This is a genomic window from Acinetobacter sp. FDAARGOS_515 (genome assembly GCF_003938865.1).
Taxonomy (GTDB): Bacteria; Pseudomonadota; Gammaproteobacteria; order Pseudomonadales; family Moraxellaceae; genus Acinetobacter; species Acinetobacter ursingii.
This window is the reverse complement of sequence record NZ_RKIX01000003.1, coordinates 3,023,327-3,038,890: the sequence shown is the minus strand read 5'-3', so window position 1 is coordinate 3,038,890 and position 15,564 is coordinate 3,023,327. Positions and strand designations below refer to the sequence as shown.

At 34.0% G+C, this 15,564-nt stretch carries 11 protein-coding genes and 3 pseudogenes; 7 read left to right on the top strand and 7 right to left on the bottom strand.

What is annotated here, in order from left to right; all coding sequences use genetic code 11:
- The first annotated feature begins 23 nt into the window (after window positions 1-23).
- The 3 genes from EGS47_RS16180 to EGS47_RS16170 all read left to right on the top strand — a co-directional run bounded on the left by EGS47_RS16180 (window position 24) and on the right by EGS47_RS16170 (window position 5,178).
- On the top strand, window positions 24-3,005 hold the full coding sequence (locus EGS47_RS16180; protein WP_125269792.1) for an ATP-binding protein: 2,982 nt from the start codon (window positions 24-26) through the stop codon (window positions 3,003-3,005).
- Window positions 3,005-3,673, top strand: a complete 669-nt coding sequence (locus EGS47_RS16175) for a hypothetical protein (protein ID WP_125269790.1) — start codon at window positions 3,005-3,007, stop codon at window positions 3,671-3,673. The genes EGS47_RS16180 and EGS47_RS16175 overlap by 1 nt, the downstream gene beginning before the upstream one ends.
- A gap of 506 nt (window positions 3,674-4,179) precedes the next feature.
- Window positions 4,180-5,178: a 4Fe-4S cluster-binding domain-containing protein gene (locus EGS47_RS16170; RefSeq protein WP_125269789.1), complete on the top strand. Its 999-nt coding sequence runs from the start codon at window positions 4,180-4,182 to the stop codon at window positions 5,176-5,178.
- Between the two features lie 39 nt (window positions 5,179-5,217).
- On the opposite strand, the gene EGS47_RS16165 is transcribed toward EGS47_RS16170, so the two are convergent.
- Window positions 5,218-6,350 (bottom strand): IS3 family transposase gene (locus EGS47_RS16165; RefSeq protein ID WP_223235881.1). Its coding sequence is split into 2 segments (ribosomal slippage): window positions 5,218-6,098 and window positions 6,098-6,350, totalling 1,134 coding nucleotides; the frame shifts between segments, so codons are not numbered across the junction.
- 135 nt (window positions 6,351-6,485) lie between these two features.
- Between EGS47_RS16165 and EGS47_RS16160 the strand changes: the two genes are divergently transcribed.
- Together EGS47_RS16160 and EGS47_RS16155 are read left to right on the top strand one after the other, a co-directional pair.
- Window positions 6,486-7,310 (top strand): histidinol-phosphatase, encoded by an 825-nt coding sequence (locus EGS47_RS16160; RefSeq protein WP_125269787.1) that lies wholly within the window; start codon window positions 6,486-6,488, stop codon window positions 7,308-7,310.
- A 3-nt stretch (window positions 7,311-7,313) separates the two neighbouring features.
- On the top strand, window positions 7,314-8,465 hold the full coding sequence (locus EGS47_RS16155; RefSeq protein WP_125269786.1) for a phosphoribosyltransferase family protein: 1,152 nt from the start codon (window positions 7,314-7,316) through the stop codon (window positions 8,463-8,465).
- 200 nt (window positions 8,466-8,665) lie between these two features.
- On the opposite strand, the pseudogene EGS47_RS16150 reads toward EGS47_RS16155, so the two are convergent.
- Both EGS47_RS16150 and EGS47_RS16145 read right to left on the bottom strand, forming a co-directional pair.
- Window positions 8,666-8,899, bottom strand: a pseudogene (locus EGS47_RS16150) (integrase core domain-containing protein); the annotation flags it as partial.
- A 31-nt stretch (window positions 8,900-8,930) separates the two neighbouring features.
- Window positions 8,931-9,041, bottom strand: a pseudogene (locus tag EGS47_RS16145) (integrase core domain-containing protein); the annotation flags it as partial.
- Here EGS47_RS16145 and EGS47_RS18850 point away from each other — a divergent pair.
- Window positions 9,038-9,256, top strand: a pseudogene (locus EGS47_RS18850) (DDE transposase); the annotation flags it as partial. The pseudogenes EGS47_RS16145 and EGS47_RS18850 overlap by 4 nt on opposite strands.
- 76 nt (window positions 9,257-9,332) lie before the next feature.
- Here the strand turns inward: EGS47_RS18850 and EGS47_RS16135 are convergent.
- The 3 genes from EGS47_RS16135 to EGS47_RS16125 form a co-directional block, all read right to left on the bottom strand.
- Window positions 9,333-10,580 (bottom strand): tyrosine-type recombinase/integrase, encoded by a 1,248-nt coding sequence (locus EGS47_RS16135; RefSeq protein ID WP_125269784.1) that lies wholly within the window; start codon window positions 10,578-10,580, stop codon window positions 9,333-9,335.
- Window positions 10,581-11,069: 489 nt separating this feature from the next.
- The gene (locus EGS47_RS16130; RefSeq protein WP_125269782.1) at window positions 11,070-13,040 is read right to left on the bottom strand and encodes an alkyl/aryl-sulfatase; all 1,971 of its coding nucleotides are present in this window, start codon (window positions 13,038-13,040) and stop codon (window positions 11,070-11,072) included.
- A gap of 56 nt (window positions 13,041-13,096) precedes the next feature.
- A complete protein-coding gene (locus EGS47_RS16125; protein ID WP_125269780.1) occupies window positions 13,097-14,035 on the bottom strand; it encodes a SphA family protein in 939 nt (312 codons plus the stop codon).
- A 230-nt stretch (window positions 14,036-14,265) separates the two neighbouring features.
- Between EGS47_RS16125 and EGS47_RS16120 the strand changes: the two genes are divergently transcribed.
- Complete coding sequence (locus EGS47_RS16120; RefSeq protein WP_005004150.1) at window positions 14,266-14,475, top strand: hypothetical protein; 210 nt, start codon at window positions 14,266-14,268, stop codon at window positions 14,473-14,475.
- A gap of 31 nt (window positions 14,476-14,506) precedes the next feature.
- Here EGS47_RS16120 and bioB read toward each other — a convergent pair whose 3' ends face one another.
- The gene (bioB, locus tag EGS47_RS16115; protein ID WP_005004152.1) at window positions 14,507-15,496 is read right to left on the bottom strand and encodes a biotin synthase BioB; all 990 of its coding nucleotides are present in this window, start codon (window positions 15,494-15,496) and stop codon (window positions 14,507-14,509) included.
- Window positions 15,497-15,564: the final 68 nt, after the last annotated feature.

The following is a 15,564-nucleotide window of genomic DNA, read 5'->3' as shown; positions in this document are numbered from 1 at the left end:
TTATTAGGAAGAATAAATTTTACATGAATGACATGAGTATTACAAAACCCATTGATAAATTATTAACAGCGCTAACTGCCCCGATGAGTTTAGCTGAAATCGCCAAACGGTTAGTCCCAAATGATGCTTTACAGTTTGCTGACTACCATTTTTTTCAGATTAATAGTTTAAGCCATATTTCTGATGCACCTCGTCGAGAAGCACTAGAAAATGTTTATAGTAGTATTCGCTATCCTGGTGCTAGTGTAATTTATATACTCAAAGGAGATACACATGGTGTAACACTTTATTTGGGAATTGCACGTAACCATATGTATTCTAAACCTGCTATTTCTATATCTGATATCTCAGAAAGTATTTTAAAACCTAACTTTGAAGGAAACTTTAAAGGAAGTCACATACAGCAATTAACAGATAATGGCACAGAGCTAATTAACAAACTGCAGAGATACCGTCATGTAGGTGTCTTACAAGGAACAGTTGGTGATCAAGCTCAAGGAGAAAATGCTTTTTTTCAGGGCATTGATCGGTTAGTGGATGTGATGACGGGGAGTGATTTTTGTCTTGCAATAACAGCTTCTTGTGTTGCAATGGAACAACTGATGGAGTTAGAGCAATGGTTATATCGTGGTTATGGAGTGCTTGCTCCTCTTGCTCGAGTTTCACTTCAGCATGGGAAAACGAATGGTCGTTCTGTAAGTTGGGGTGAGAGTAAAGGAGAAAGCCGGGGAACAAGTTTTTCTACAAATAATAGTTATACAAAAGGTGGGAATAAAAGCACAACAAAATCTGCAAATAGAAGAGATAGCTCACAATCGGGAACTGAAGGTAGCTCACATTCCAACTCTGAAGGTGAATCGAAAGGAGAAAATGAATCAAAAAGTAGCGGAAGCAACTACAATGCTTCACTGAATCAAGGTGAAACACTAAACATATCTGAAGAACGCCACAATAGGCAAGCACAACAATGGTTGAGTTACTTAGATGAGGTCTTACTACCAAGAGTCGATTATGGCCGTAGTCGTGGCAGTTTTATATGTAATATAAGTTTATTGACAAATTCTCATCATAGCTTACTAAGATTGGGTGATGTTACACGCTCAATTTTTAGTGGAAATATGGGGAATCAATATCCATTACAAATGCTAGATATTTCAGCAGCACCAGAATGGGTTAGAAGTGTTAAAAATTTACAGATTCCAGTTATTTCACGACATAGTAATGATCAAATATTAAATATATTCGATAGTTTAAAGTCACGTATTAATCTAAAAGGAAAAGTTCTGATGGGTGCATATGTCACACCAAAGGAACTAAGTTTAATTGCAGGCTTACCTCAGGAAGAGGTAGTTGGGATAGAACTTAAAGAGCAAGTGACATTCGGATTAAATCCACCAAAAGTAAGTGTTGTAGAAAGTTTACCATTAGGTAGTCTTGTACAATATGGTCGTATATTAAAAGATAAAAAAGTAGCTCTGAATAGAGATGATTTAAACAAGCATGTATTTGTTGCAGGTGTGACAGGTAGTGGAAAAACAACAACTTGTCATCATCTCTTACGAGAAAGCATGTCAAAATTTTTGGTTATTGAACCTGCTAAAACTGAATATCGCATGTTACTTGAAGAATATGATGATTTGCTTGTATTTACACCAGGACGTGATGATATTGCTCCATTAAGATTGAATCCATTAGAAATGATGCCAGGAGAGACTATCTCAAGTCGAGTTGATATTATTAAGGCAAGTTTTTTGGCCTCATTTGATATGGAGGCCGCGATTCCTCAGGTATTAGAAGCTGCTGTTTATCGATGCTATGAAAAAATGGGATGGGATATTAATACTTCTAAACATCCTTTATATCCTAATCCTTTCGCCCCAGGTTGCTATCCATTCCCAATATTACGAGATTTACTTGAAGCCTCAGAGCAAGTAGTTAAGGAACAGGGGTTTGATGAACGGTTACGTCAGGATTACATTGGTTCTATTAAGGCACGTTTACAAGGATTATTAGTCGGTGCCAAGGGGCAGATATTTAACACATTACGTTCTATTGACTTTAGTGAATTGATACATCGACCAGTTGTTATTGAGCTTGAAGAAATTCGCAACGGGGCTGAAAAATCGTTACTAATAGCCTTTATTATGACAAATGTTATTCAGGTATTAAAAAATGAACATCGTAAAAATCCAAATTTTCGACACTTAACACTTATAGAGGAAGCACATCATCTTCTCACGAAAGCAGATCCTTCAATGAGTAGTAATCGAAGACAAGCTGTTGAAATGTTTAGTGATATGCTCGCAGAAGTACGTAAATATGGTGAAGGTCTAATCATTGTGGATCAAATTCCTAATAAGCTTACGTCTGAAGTAATAAAAAATACCAATACAAAGATTGTTCATAAGTTATTTGCTGAAGATGATAAAGTTGCGATAGGTAATACTATGGCATTAGAACCATTGCAACAACAGCATTTATCTAGATTAGAAACAGGCCAGGCAGTTATATTTAGTCAAGGTTGGAAAAGCGCTGTGCTTACTCAAATTGAGCCTAATTCAACGACACAAGCGGATATTCCATTAGATGTAATTGAGCCTAAACTACGTTACCGTTCTTGGCGGTTCTATCAATTACCAAACAATCGACATGTACTACCACTAACAGCTCAACAATCAACACTAAGTATTGAACAATGGCAAGATCAATTATCGTTTAATGCAGATATTAAAATATTGAGTGCTTATACAAAATACATGGAGGAGAGAAATGAGAAAAATCACCAACATCTAATATCAATGTTAAATATGGCTGTAAATCGTTTGGGTTCTGTATCAATGGTGATTGAACATCTACTTCATCATCTTTATATACCATCTCAAAGTGAATCTATTGTTCAGTGGCGGAGCAAATTGCAAGCTTGTTATCCACTCTTATGTGATAAGGATCATGCTAAAGTAGTTAGCAAAGAAAATTTTCATACTAGTACAAGGAGAAAATATTAATGTTAGGTGGATTAATTAGTGTAGGAGCCTCCTTGTTATCTGGAGCAATGAGTGCAGTTGGTACAGCATGTTCTGCAATTGGTGGAGCTGTTATATCTACAGGTCGCGTTATGATTGATGCAATCAATCGTGGGCTTCCAATGGTTGCAAGGATTTGTGATGCTGCACTTACAGTGGGTAAAGGGCTGGGAGTGTTTGCAACTGAACATAATGAAGTGGATATGTATGAACTTGGTATGCGTACTGAACGTGCAGTAGAAGAGGGCACTACTTCGGAGCAGTTTGATAACAACCAAGCATATATTGACTATTTGCGAGAAAAGATAACACTGAGTAATGAAGACAGAATAAATTTGAAAAATCTTTCAGATAGTGACAAGTTAAAGTATGCCTGTATTGGTAGTGCTATGACTATTGCCACTATTAAAGAAAAATATGAGATAGATATTCCTGAGACATTTTGGAGCACTGCTACTGACCTTGGGATTCAACCTGAAAAGTTCAAACCAATGTTAGATATATTTGAAAATGCAAAATTACAACCTGATTTGAATGGTTTTATGAAGGGAGAGTTAAGTTCTGATTTGCAACGTAGTATTTATGATTTGATCGATGAGCGACTAAGTGGTGTATTGGGAAAAGAAATAGTTGATAAACTAATTTCTTGAATTTCAATAGATCGGTGACTATTCAAAAAATTTAAGTCAGGATACACCAGCTATTAGGTCCCAAGGCTGCATTTGATTTTTGATCTCTTGCGAAGTAGTACTTCTCAGGCAAATTGGTAGATTATTGTCATGCTCCAAATTAACTGATTAAAACTGGCCAATCCTTCAGCGTATAATTGATCGATTTGGCAGTGCCGTAACTTGATGGCGTCTTCAGCCTATATTGATGAAGCGCTAAAAAATTTTTAAAGAAATGTACTAAACCTTATTGATTTAGCTATGCAACATAATCTTCTGACAATTCTCGGGGTCGCTTTTTGATCTTTTGATCAAAAAATAGCATTATAAAATCAATATTTTATAAATTATTTAAAAAATGATGTACAATTTTAATTCAATCAAAGCTAGATCTGGTTATTTTTGAGTTTTAATTAGCTAATTAATGATATTAAGATTAAATATATAAAGGTTTATATGATTTTTTTATTTAAATTGAGAAATAACAAATGAAATTGACTGATCACTTATTATATATAGATATTACACAAATATGTGGTATTGGTTGTTCTTTTTGCATGTATTCTGACAAACATAAAGGTGGAGTAAATTTAACTTTAACAGAAAAATCAAAAAAAAATTTAAAAGGATTAATAAATGATAATGCTGTAAAAAGAATATCTATAAGTGGGGAAGGTGAACCTCTAAACAATATAGAAACATTCCATAGTATATTGGATTTTTCTCATAAAAAAAATGAGTTTGAATTTATTAGTAGCGGTTTTTTACCAAAAGAGTTGATGTATAAATTTTTTATTGATACTGATAATATCTTATTGAAATCTAAAAGCAGATGTAATATTAGGATAAGCTCTGACTCTTATCATCTTGAAAAAATAAAACATAGATCACATGGATTAAGCATAGATTGGTTTATTAAAAATCCTAAAAGTCTTCTATCTTTTTCATTTAGATCAATCGATACTGATAAAGAATTTACAAGAAATTTTTTAGTCACTGAGGCTATGAAATTTGGATACCACGCAAAAATAAAAGAAGTAAATAATTTAACCGATGAAATTATAATTAATGAAAATTACGTTTTTAAAATTGATTATAAAAACTTAGTAAAACCTGAAAATATAGAAAATAATAATTTTTTAGATTTAAAGGAGTATATTAAGGAAATAGAAATTAAAACAAATAAAAAATTTACTTTAGGTAGTATAAATGTTGAAAATAATGGCATGGATGTAACCATTAAGCCTGATGGCAGCATTTTTTTCTATGGAATTGAAAATATAAAACTAGGTAATTTAAATCTGGATGATATTGATTGGGGTGACTTGGAAGATCATGTTAAAAACAATAAATTAATTAATAATTTGTATAGGATTCCATTTATGGATTTAATAAAACCTATGAAAAATAATTTGATTTTAAATGAAATTGTACGAAGAAATAACAATCCTTATTGGGTAATGAAAGAGGTGGTCCCACATGTTTGAACAACTAAAAGCTTATTTATAAGTGATACTCTGCTCTAGTTAAGCTACCTTATTTTGTTGTGGTAGCTGGTCATAGTAAAACTCATCTGGAGTCATTTTGTCCAGACTCGAATGAGGTCGTTTCAAATTATAAAATTCAAAATATGCGTTTAATTGCTTCTTCGCATCCAAAACATTGCTGTAGGCTTTGAGATACACCTCTTCATATTTAACGCTCCGCCATAATCGTTCAACCATCACATTATCAACCCATCGACCTTTACCATCCATACTGATTTGAATGCCATTTGATTTCAATACATCAATAAATGCATCACTGGTAAACTGACTGCCTTGGTCTGTATTAAATATTTCAGGTCGACCATATTTTTCAATAGCTTCATTTAATGTTTCTATGCAAAATGTAACCTCCATACTAATCGATACTCTATGCGCAAGTACCTTGCGGCTATGCCAATCAATCACAGCACATAAATAAACAAAGCCTTTTGCCATAGGGATATACGTTATATCCGTAGACCACACTTGATTACTGCGCTGAATAGCCAATCCTTTGAGCAGATATGGATATTTGCGGTGAGCTTGATTAGCCTGGCTTAAATTTGGTTTGCAATATAACGCATTAATGCCCATTTTCTTCATTAAAGTACGTGTATGACGTCGTCCTATATGATGTCCTTGACGATTCAACAAATCACGCATCATCCGGCTACCTGCAAAAGGGTATTGCATATGTAACTCATCCATACACCGCATTAGCTTCAGATCTGATGCACTCACAGGTTTTGGGCGATAGTAATAACAACCACGGGAGACTTTCAGCAGCTGAGCTTGCTTAGATACTGAAATCTGAAGTGAGTCATCGATTAACTTTTGTGGTTGAAGCGGCCCAGTTTCTTCAACACACCTTCTAAAAAATCAATTTCTAATGCCTGCTCACCGATTTTTGCATGTAGTTTTTTTAGATCGATGGGTGGTTCTGTTGGAGCTTTTGATTGATCGAAAGCTTGCGAGGAAGCTGAAATCAGTTGATTTTTCCAGTCGATAATTTGGTTTTGATGAACATCAAATTCAGCACTCAATTCAGCAAGTGTTTTTTCTGCTTTAATCGCAGCAAGTGCTACCTTAGCTTTAAAATCATTTGAATGATTTCTTCTTGGTCTACGTGCCATAAAATACTCCATATATTGATGTTTATAACATCATTTGGGGAGCAAAATATCACTTATAAGTGTTGTTCAAATTTCCTGATCCACCTCTGAAGGAGTTGGAAATGTATCCAGATATTTTAAAAGAGATTGCATCTAATGATTGATTCACACGTACATTCAGCATATTCTAAACATGCTAGTGGATCAATTGAGCAGGTTATAATATCTGCTATTGATAAGGGTATAAGTATATTAACAATTACAGATCATGCGCCATTTTTTTTAGATTCAACTAATAGATTAAGAAAAGATGAAATATGTGACTATAAAGAAAATATTTTATCTTTAAAAGAAAAGTATTTTAATAAGATAAAAGTATTGCTTGGTCTTGAATGTGATTATTTTGAAAATTGTTTCGATTACAACCAAGAAATAATTGATTTTATTAAACCTGATTATATTATTGGTTCCATTCATTACATACCAGGTGTTAATAGAAACATTAATGTGTGGGATTTAGATAAAATTAATAACCCTCAGGTTGTTTGTTCATATTTTAATCAAGTAAAAGCTCTAATAAAATCAAATCAGTTTGATTCAATAGGGCATCCTGATATTTTACTAAGAGTGGTTAATAGTGATGTTTTGCAAAAATACCATTGTGAGATAATGGATTTGTTAACGGAGAGTAAATTAGCATATGAATTAAATACATCTGGATTGAGGAAAAGTAAATATAATCCAACAACAAATTTGGAGTATTTTGGAGAGTGGAGTTACCCATGTTTAAGCAATATTCAATATGGGGTAGAAAATAAAATTGATTTCGTAATTGGTTCTGATGCACATACACCAGAAGATGTGGGTTTAGGAATTGAAGATATTTTATTAACAACTCATAAAATTGGTTTGGAAAAAATTTGTTATTTTGAAAATAGAATCAAAAAACATGTAGAAATTAGTAGTTTATTAAGGGATTAGATTGTGGTTTGTAAAATTGATTTTATAAGTCTTATTGAAAAAGAAGAAGTTATTGATTGGAATGTTTTTAAAAATGAAAATAAAGACAACCTAACTTTAATATTTGATTGGATATCAAAAAACCTAATAAAAAGTATGTCTATAAAAAATTTTAGATCTATTATGTATTCATTTTTAGATTCTGGGATTATTGATATAAATAAATACTTCAAAATGACAGATAGTTTCTATATTCATTCATTATTTTTGAATAATGGAGAATTTTTCGGTGCATCTGGACAAAATTTAATAAAATTTACAAAAATGTATAGTCAAGCAAAATATGGTAGCTATAAAGATATTGAATTTTTTTCAAATATTTTATATAAGTACATGGTGGCTGAATTACAAAATAAAAATAGTCACTGGTATATATTTTTTGAAAATGTAAAAAAAAATAATGAGAAAGTTGTGTTGTTAACTACTGGTTGGAGAAGTGCACCATCAACTGCCAATATTTTATTTGAAATTTTTTCTAAAAATCTCAATGTTTGGTTAGCTTTAAAAAATTACCCAACCATAATAAATGTAAAACTGCCCAGACTGGCCTTACCTTGTGAAAATTATGCTTCATTAAGTGAAATGGAAAGGATTAGCATCTCAAAAAATAGAGATCATATCATTCCAGCAAGTAATTTTTTTGCTAGTAGTAATGTTAATATTATATTTGGAGATGATATTTTTATTACAGGTTCTACTGCTGATAAATTGCAATTAGAGTGTATTCAGAATGGTGCCAAATCATTTAAATCCTTATACTTAGCTATTTTAAATCCTTTAGATGCCTTTATAGATCCTAGTCTAGAGGAATACTTGAATAAAAAATTTATAACAGAGGATTTAAATGATGATGTAGCGAATTTATTGAATTATAAATATTTTACTCCAGTTCTTAGAACCTTAAGATTGATTTTTGATAGAAAAAATTTTATACAACTGCCTAGCTTTCTTCCAAAAGTAAAAAATACAGTTTGGCTGAGTATTTATATTTCTTCTTTAAATAATGATTTTCATCTTGAAGAAAATTGTAAACCATCTATTGAGTTGGTAAAAAAATATTTAATTTTAACAAAAACATTGGATGAAGAAGGAATGCCTTTAATAATTAATCAATAATATATTATTTCAATGGTGTTCAACGTTGTTTTATAAAATTTCTAGAGTTTAATCTATGAAGTTTGCTGCAATTGTTAAAATTTGATTACTTTCGTTATATACCTAAATCATACTGCAATGATTTACGTCAACAAGTCTTAGATTTCTAGTAAGCATCCGATTGAACCGTACCGGGTTTGTCGGAGACTTTTTTATTTAAGTTAGGCCACCTGACCTAACGGATTAATTTTATCATAGTAGATTGCTTCAAAATCAAAAGGTGATACATAACCCGGTGCACTGTGTACACGCTTTTTATTGAACCAATCTACCCAGTTTAGTTTCGCAAGTTGTACATCCGCTAAACCTTGCCAATCTGCTTTTAAATATTCAATCACCTCTGTTTTTTATAAGCCATTCACCGTTTCAGCCAGAGCATTATCGTATGGTAATCCTCCCATAAATAACCGAAGTTAAAAGTAGAGGTTAAGCAGCCATTAGAGGAGGCCTTCCTTTGTTGGCTTGGTGTAGTCTTTCATGATTGTAATGCCACAGCCAATTTGTTGCATAATCTTGTACTTCATCCAAAGTATCAAATTAAATATATGGCTCAACAGGCAAAAGTTAGTCCTCTGAGAATCAGCTTTCATATTGCATCCATTAGTATTCTGAATATTTTAAGACTCACTTGATTGGATTCAGCAGGTAATTTACCCAAGCATTTAGAAAGTTTACTGGAAAAAGCCAAGAAATACATTTTACCTGAGAGAAGAGCGAGAAGTTGCCCTAGGGTTGTGAAGGGAAAACCGTAGAAATACCCAAGAGAATGCCAGTCAATTTCTTAACTAATACACTTAGCTGACTGGCATTAGTCTGTGTCGAGGTATTTCAATTAATGCCATTTCGCACTTGTTGCAAAATCCAATCCTCATATTCTTGTAGTGTTTCTTGTAGCATATCCATAGGTCGTACGATGTAGTGCCTTTCAACTAATGCACTTGGTTTATGACCTGATATCTGTGCTAAAGATCCTTCATTGATATGAGCCCAAATAGCTAATGTTCTATATGATCTTCTCAATCCATGGGGCGTAAGTACAATATTTAGTTTTTTACATATTTTCTCTAAGCTATCGTAAGGATTAACAATATGGCCACACTCAGCGCCCTTACTGCTAAATATGAATTTAGAATCAGAATTTTTCTTTAGTTCTAATAATAAGCTTTCAACATATGCAGTTAGAGGGATTAGGCGACCTTCATCTTCAATTTTATCTCTGACTTTTGCTGTTTTCCAACGAAAATCGACATCTGTCCATTTTAATGAAAGCAGCTCATTTTTTCTGCAACCAGTGATTAAACTACATATCAAAAAAATCGCTATTTTTCTACTAGTTAACTTATTTACCTCTTCAAACCATGGTTTTAGATGCTGTTTCATCAAACAATCATTCTTGGCTTTTGGGGAAGGGACTTTATCTTTAACTTTTTTAGAGTTGTATGATTTTGGAGGCACTAAGTTTTCATAATCCTCGTGTTCCTCACACCAATTCAGGAAAGCTCGTGTAAGTCTGTATGCTTTAGCTGATGTTGTTGGACGGAAGTCATTGTGATCAAGCCAATCGCAAAATACATCTGCAGTTAATTCAGAAAGTTTGTACTCAAACAGTTGAAAAATGGGTTGACTGGTATAAACACTATTTTTTTCAGAATCGTAACCACCTCTAGATAATTCGATATGGTCCTGATAACTTCTTGGTCGCCAATCAGATTGTCTTGCTTTTAAATATTCCAACCATACATCTTTAAATTTAATCGTCTTGCGTTTCTCTTGTTTTAGCAGTTCTTTATTATCAGCTAAAGCTTTCTTACGCTCGATCAATGGGTCAATCCCTTTGTGACACATAATCGCTAATTCTTGTGCATACTTACGAGCATCATCTAATTTCCATATATCAACGTCACCAATTTTGATACGACGGTTTTGAAGACCAATACGACCTTGGAAAATGTAGCTTTTATTATTTTTAGGTGTAACTTTAACACCAAATCCAGGTGTTTTCTCATCCCAAAAGAAAGTTGGTTTAGTTTGGTTTGAGCAATCAATTTTATCAATTATGGGTTTTGTTAGTTTCATTCTAGTAAGCGTCTGGTAAGCAAGTAGTAAGCAAAATCAATATATATTAATCAACAAAAAGAGTGAATAGTAAACTTTGTAAATTAAATAAGTATATGATATTATTAATTTAATAGTTATATCTTTTTGATTTTTAATCTTTATGTTAACGGACTCATAATCCGTTGGTCGACAGTTCAAGTCTGTCTGGGCCCACCATATAAAACAACCACTTAGGTGTACTAATCCTAAGTGGTTTTTTAATGTCTAAAATCCATGTAAGTACGATGTGATTATTTTAAAAAACATTCATAACTGAAAATATCTGATCTTAATTATTTTTCGCCCAAGGCTTCCAAAAATTTATAAATAACTTTGCACGGTAGAGATTTATATTTATAAAATACAAACGCCTAATGAAATTCATCAGGCGTTTGCTTTAAATAAATGCTAATCTATTTTGGAATCAAATAGAAAAAAACATTCTTTTTAAAACAGATTAACTTCATTTTATGGAGTCACGATGTTAAACCAGAATGGATAGTCATCAATTAAACCCACAAGATCAACCAACGCTTGCTGATTACCATTAATTTTAATCTCTCCTGATTTGATTTTATCCTGCCACGTTGCCTGTTTTAGCTGGATTGCATTTAAGGTCGTTTTATTCAGCGTGACCGTAGCATCCACTTTTTTCTCAGGAACAGTAGAGTAATTCAACACAGAGTTGCTAAGCGTGACCGTATAGTTTTTCTTTAGATCAGGGAAGTCAAAATTTACTGCCAAACGCTTACCTTGGGCTTTTTCAGCATTTAAACGAACGCCCCAATAATCAAATAATAGGTCAGGCTGCATACCCTGAATGGTATCAGGACTTACGGTGCCGCTAATTTTTTTGTTAGGTAGACCATTTCGCAACTCGTAAGCGCCTTGTAAATAAACAGAGCGCCAAGGGCCAGATTCTGCTTGATAACCTAATTGCTCATAAGTATCAGCTAAAAGATTTTTTGCTTCTGTGTTGTTTGGATTCGCAAAAACCACATGTTTAAGTGCCATTGCTAACCAACGATATTCACCTTTAGCAAAGTCATTTTTTGCTCGGTTCATCACTTGTTGTTCACCACCCATATATTCTATATATTTTTTAGCTGCATCTTCAGGCGGTAATACATCTAGATCAGAAGGGTTGCCATCATACCAACCCATATAACGTTGATAGACAGCTCTTGAATTATGTTTCAATGTTCCATAATAACCGCGGCCTTCCCAAAAATTTTCTAAACTTGGCGGCAATTTAATTTTCTCTGCAATTTCTTCGCCTGTATAGCCTTCATTCATTAAATAAACAGTTTGATCATGAATGTATTTATATAGATCTCGTTGCTTTTCTAAATAATCATCAATATTTTTAGTGCCCCACATTGGCCAATGATGACTTTGAAATTTCACATCAATGTCTTTGCCATAGAGTTCCAATGTTTCATTAATGTATTTTGACCAACTTAGAGCATCACGAACCTGTGCACCGCGTAAGGTTAAAATGTTATGCATAGTTGCAGTTGTATTTTCTGCCATCCACATTGCTTTAAATGCAGGCAAATATACATTCATTTCAGCAGGTGCCTCAGTTCCAGGTGTCATTTGGAAAACCATTTCTACTCCATCGATATTCAGCTTTTCGCCTGTTTTTTTAATCAGAATATTAGGTTCAATAATTGTAGTAGTACCACCTGGATTGCTTAATCCCAGACCTGCACCCACACTACCTTCCACACTACGTGGTAATAATGCACCATACATATAGATGGCACGACGACTCATTGCATTACCAGAAATGACACCTTCGCTAATGGCGTGTTCCATAAAGCCATCAGGTGCAATTAATTTTACTTTTCCACTTTTTACATCGGCCTCATTAATCACACCTTTGACACCACCATAGTGATCGACATGAGGATGGCTATACATCACCGCTACAATGGGAAGCTTACCAAATTTCTGTGTAACTAAATCATAAGCTGCTTTAGCCGTTTCACTTACGCTACCAACGTCAAAAATAATCCAGCCTGTTTTACCGCGTATAAAGGTAATATTTGCTAAATCATAACCACGAACCTGATAAATTCCTGGTTTTACTTCAAATAAGCCATATTGAACATTGAGTTGTGCATTTCGCCATAAACTCGGGTTTACGGAGGGAGGGGCTGGATTCTCCAATTTAATATATTGTTTGAATGATTCTAAATCCCAAACCACTTTGCCCGTTTTTTCATCTTTAATAGTTAAATGTTCAGGTTTTAATAGAAGTCCTCTTTGCGCATCTTCAAAGTCTTTTTTATCATTAAAGGGGAGTGCATTGTAAACTGCATTATTCACTTGCTGAGTTGTGCTAGTCGCAGGTTTTGCATATAAATGCGCACAAAACATACTTGTTACTAACACCGTAAAAATAAGTTTTTTGTTCAAATGAGACTGATTCATTTAACGGTACTCACATTTTTATTCATTGTCATTAAGGCAGATAAAACTATTATTGATTAATATTGAAGTGAAACATTCAATTGATAAGCCGTACCTTCTGGTCTATTTTGTACATCAAATTCATGTACACCACGGGCAGATAGAGAAAGTGAATAGCCTTGTCCTAGTTTCTTTTCATAAGTTAAAATTGGTCCGACCCCATAAGAGCGACCTTTAAATCCATCTAAACGCTCAGAGAAGCGGCTATCATCATCTGTGGTTTGATAAATCATCCCACCAACGACACCTAATCCCAAGCCTGACTCAAAGCGTTTAAGTCCTAGCAAATCTAGGCGGAACATTTCGCCATTTTTATAATCGGTGGCTTCATTTTTGGTATAAAATTCATACCCCATATTTGCCGTAAGCTCAGTTTTGAGTTTTGGCAAAATAGTGGTCATCGCCATATTGGGGACAAACGTCCAAGTATTTAGGCTTGCATTACTCAGTTTATTTGGATCGTAACTACCGGTTGGGGCATAGATATTGACACCAAAAAGTACATGCATAATAGGATTGATATGATAATTGGCTATGATAGGAGAAAACATAACGTCTCCGATTTTAGTCGCGCTTTCCTGTCTTTCTCGATCATTCACATAAGAACGAATATTGGTGTACTGTACAGGTACCCCGACACTTGTTGCAAAAGTCCATTCTGGCGATGTTTTCCAGATAAATACACCATTTAATAAATTATAGGAAAGTTGATAATCAATTCCTCCAACCAGTTGACCCGCAATAGGAACTTGTTTGGAGGCACTTAAACTTCCGTCATAATAGACACTTACTAGACTTAATATCCCACCTTCTTCTGATGGCAATACTGCATTTAAAGGAACAACTTGCATCCCTGTACTAGGTCTACCCGAAGCGCCCTCTACAGCATGTACGTGTTGGGATATTGATAAACACAAGGTACAAGATATTAAACTGTATCGTAAAAATATTTTCATCGTTAATCCTTTTTAACGAGTGTTATAAAATAATTATGAGTTTATTTTCAGTGAGTTGATTATAAAATAATAAGGTTATATTAATCTACTATAGTGTTTTTTATTTTGCTACTTTTTAATTGTATTTATCAGCATAAATAAATATATTTTCGCACTATACTAAACATGTATTAAGATGATTTCGCCCCTATTTTTTAAAATGATTAAATAATTCGCAATTGAGTTTAGTTATGACTAATAAACTACATTCTGACCATCATATTGTTACAGATCAACTTGGCCTGACCATTGTTTGGTTGATGCAACATCAAGATATATTTGATTCATTAAATTTTGATGTTCAAACTCAACAACTTATTGTAAAACATGCAGCAGGTGAAGATCTCATTCGTGAAGGGATGTATTTAACTGCGCAATATGGAATTTTAGTCACGTCATAAAAAACCCTCTTAAATAAGAGGGCTGATCAATTTATGCGCTCATAGCATCGACCGCTAGTTCACGAGCAGAAACTTTGGGTTTTTCAGCCACTAACCCTAATTTGGCAAATAGCTGCTGATCTCTACCTTCACCCGCATTTGGCGTGGTTAGTAATTTGTCACCAGAGAATAAAGAGTTTGCTCCAGCCATAAACGCAAGTGCTTGATCAGAATCACTCAGTGATTCGCGACCTGCAGAAAGTCGGATATAACTTTGCGGCATAATAATACGCGCAACTGCAATCGTACGAATCCATTCAGTCACTTCTAGTTTTTCCACATCAGCCAGTGGTGTTCCTTCAATCGGAACTAACATATTAATCGGCACAGATTCAGGGTGAATGGGTAAAGTTGCAAGCTCATACAATAATCCAATACGATCTTGCTTATCCTCACCTAAACCAACAATACCGCCACTACAGACTTTCAACCCCGCATTACGCACATGATCCAGAGTATTTAAACGGTCATCAAAGGTACGGGTACTAATGATATTGCTATAATATTCGCGCGAAGTGTCCAGATTGTGATTATAGTAATCTAGACCTGCATCATATAAACGTTCAGCTTGTGATTGATTCAGCATTCCAAGCGTCATGCAGGTTTCCATTCCGAGAGCTTTGACTTCGCGTACCATTTCCAGTACATAAGGCATATCGCGTTCATGGGGATTGCGCCAAGCAGCACCCATACAAAAACGTGACGAACCTGAATCTTTGGCTGCTTTTGCTTCAGAAATGACTTTTTCAACGGCAATACGTTTTTCTGCTTCTAATTTTGAATCGTAGCGTGCCGATTGCGAACAATACTTACAATCTTCAGGACATTTACCTGTTTTAATGGACAATAAAGTACTAACCTGAATCGTATTGGCAGAGAAATGTTGACGGTGCACTTGTTGCGCCTGAAAAACCAGATCTAAAAATGGTTGATCATAAAGTGCTTGGATTTCGTTACGAGTCCAATCATTACGTAAGGTCATTGTCATAATCCATGATGATTGCTTTTACTAGCAACTTATCATACAGAATTCATGCTAAAGCTATAGGG

Coding starts and splice junctions, on each gene's coding strand:
- EGS47_RS16180 (WP_125269792.1), top strand. CDS start 24: ATGAATGACATGAGTATTACAAAACCCATTGATAAATTATTAACAGCG.
- EGS47_RS16175 (WP_125269790.1), top strand. CDS start 3,005: ATGTTAGGTGGATTAATTAGTGTAGGAGCCTCCTTGTTATCTGGAGCA.
- EGS47_RS16170 (WP_125269789.1), top strand. CDS start 4,180: ATGAAATTGACTGATCACTTATTATATATAGATATTACACAAATATGT.
- EGS47_RS16160 (WP_125269787.1), top strand. CDS start 6,486: ATGATTGATTCACACGTACATTCAGCATATTCTAAACATGCTAGTGGA.
- EGS47_RS16135 (WP_125269784.1), bottom strand. CDS start 10,580: ATGAAACTAACAAAACCCATAATTGATAAAATTGATTGCTCAAACCAA.
- EGS47_RS16130 (WP_125269782.1), bottom strand. CDS start 13,040: ATGAATCAGTCTCATTTGAACAAAAAACTTATTTTTACGGTGTTAGTA.
- EGS47_RS16125 (WP_125269780.1), bottom strand. CDS start 14,035: ATGAAAATATTTTTACGATACAGTTTAATATCTTGTACCTTGTGTTTA.
- EGS47_RS16120 (WP_005004150.1), top strand. CDS start 14,266: ATGACTAATAAACTACATTCTGACCATCATATTGTTACAGATCAACTT.
- bioB (WP_005004152.1), bottom strand. CDS start 15,496: ATGACCTTACGTAATGATTGGACTCGTAACGAAATCCAAGCACTTTAT.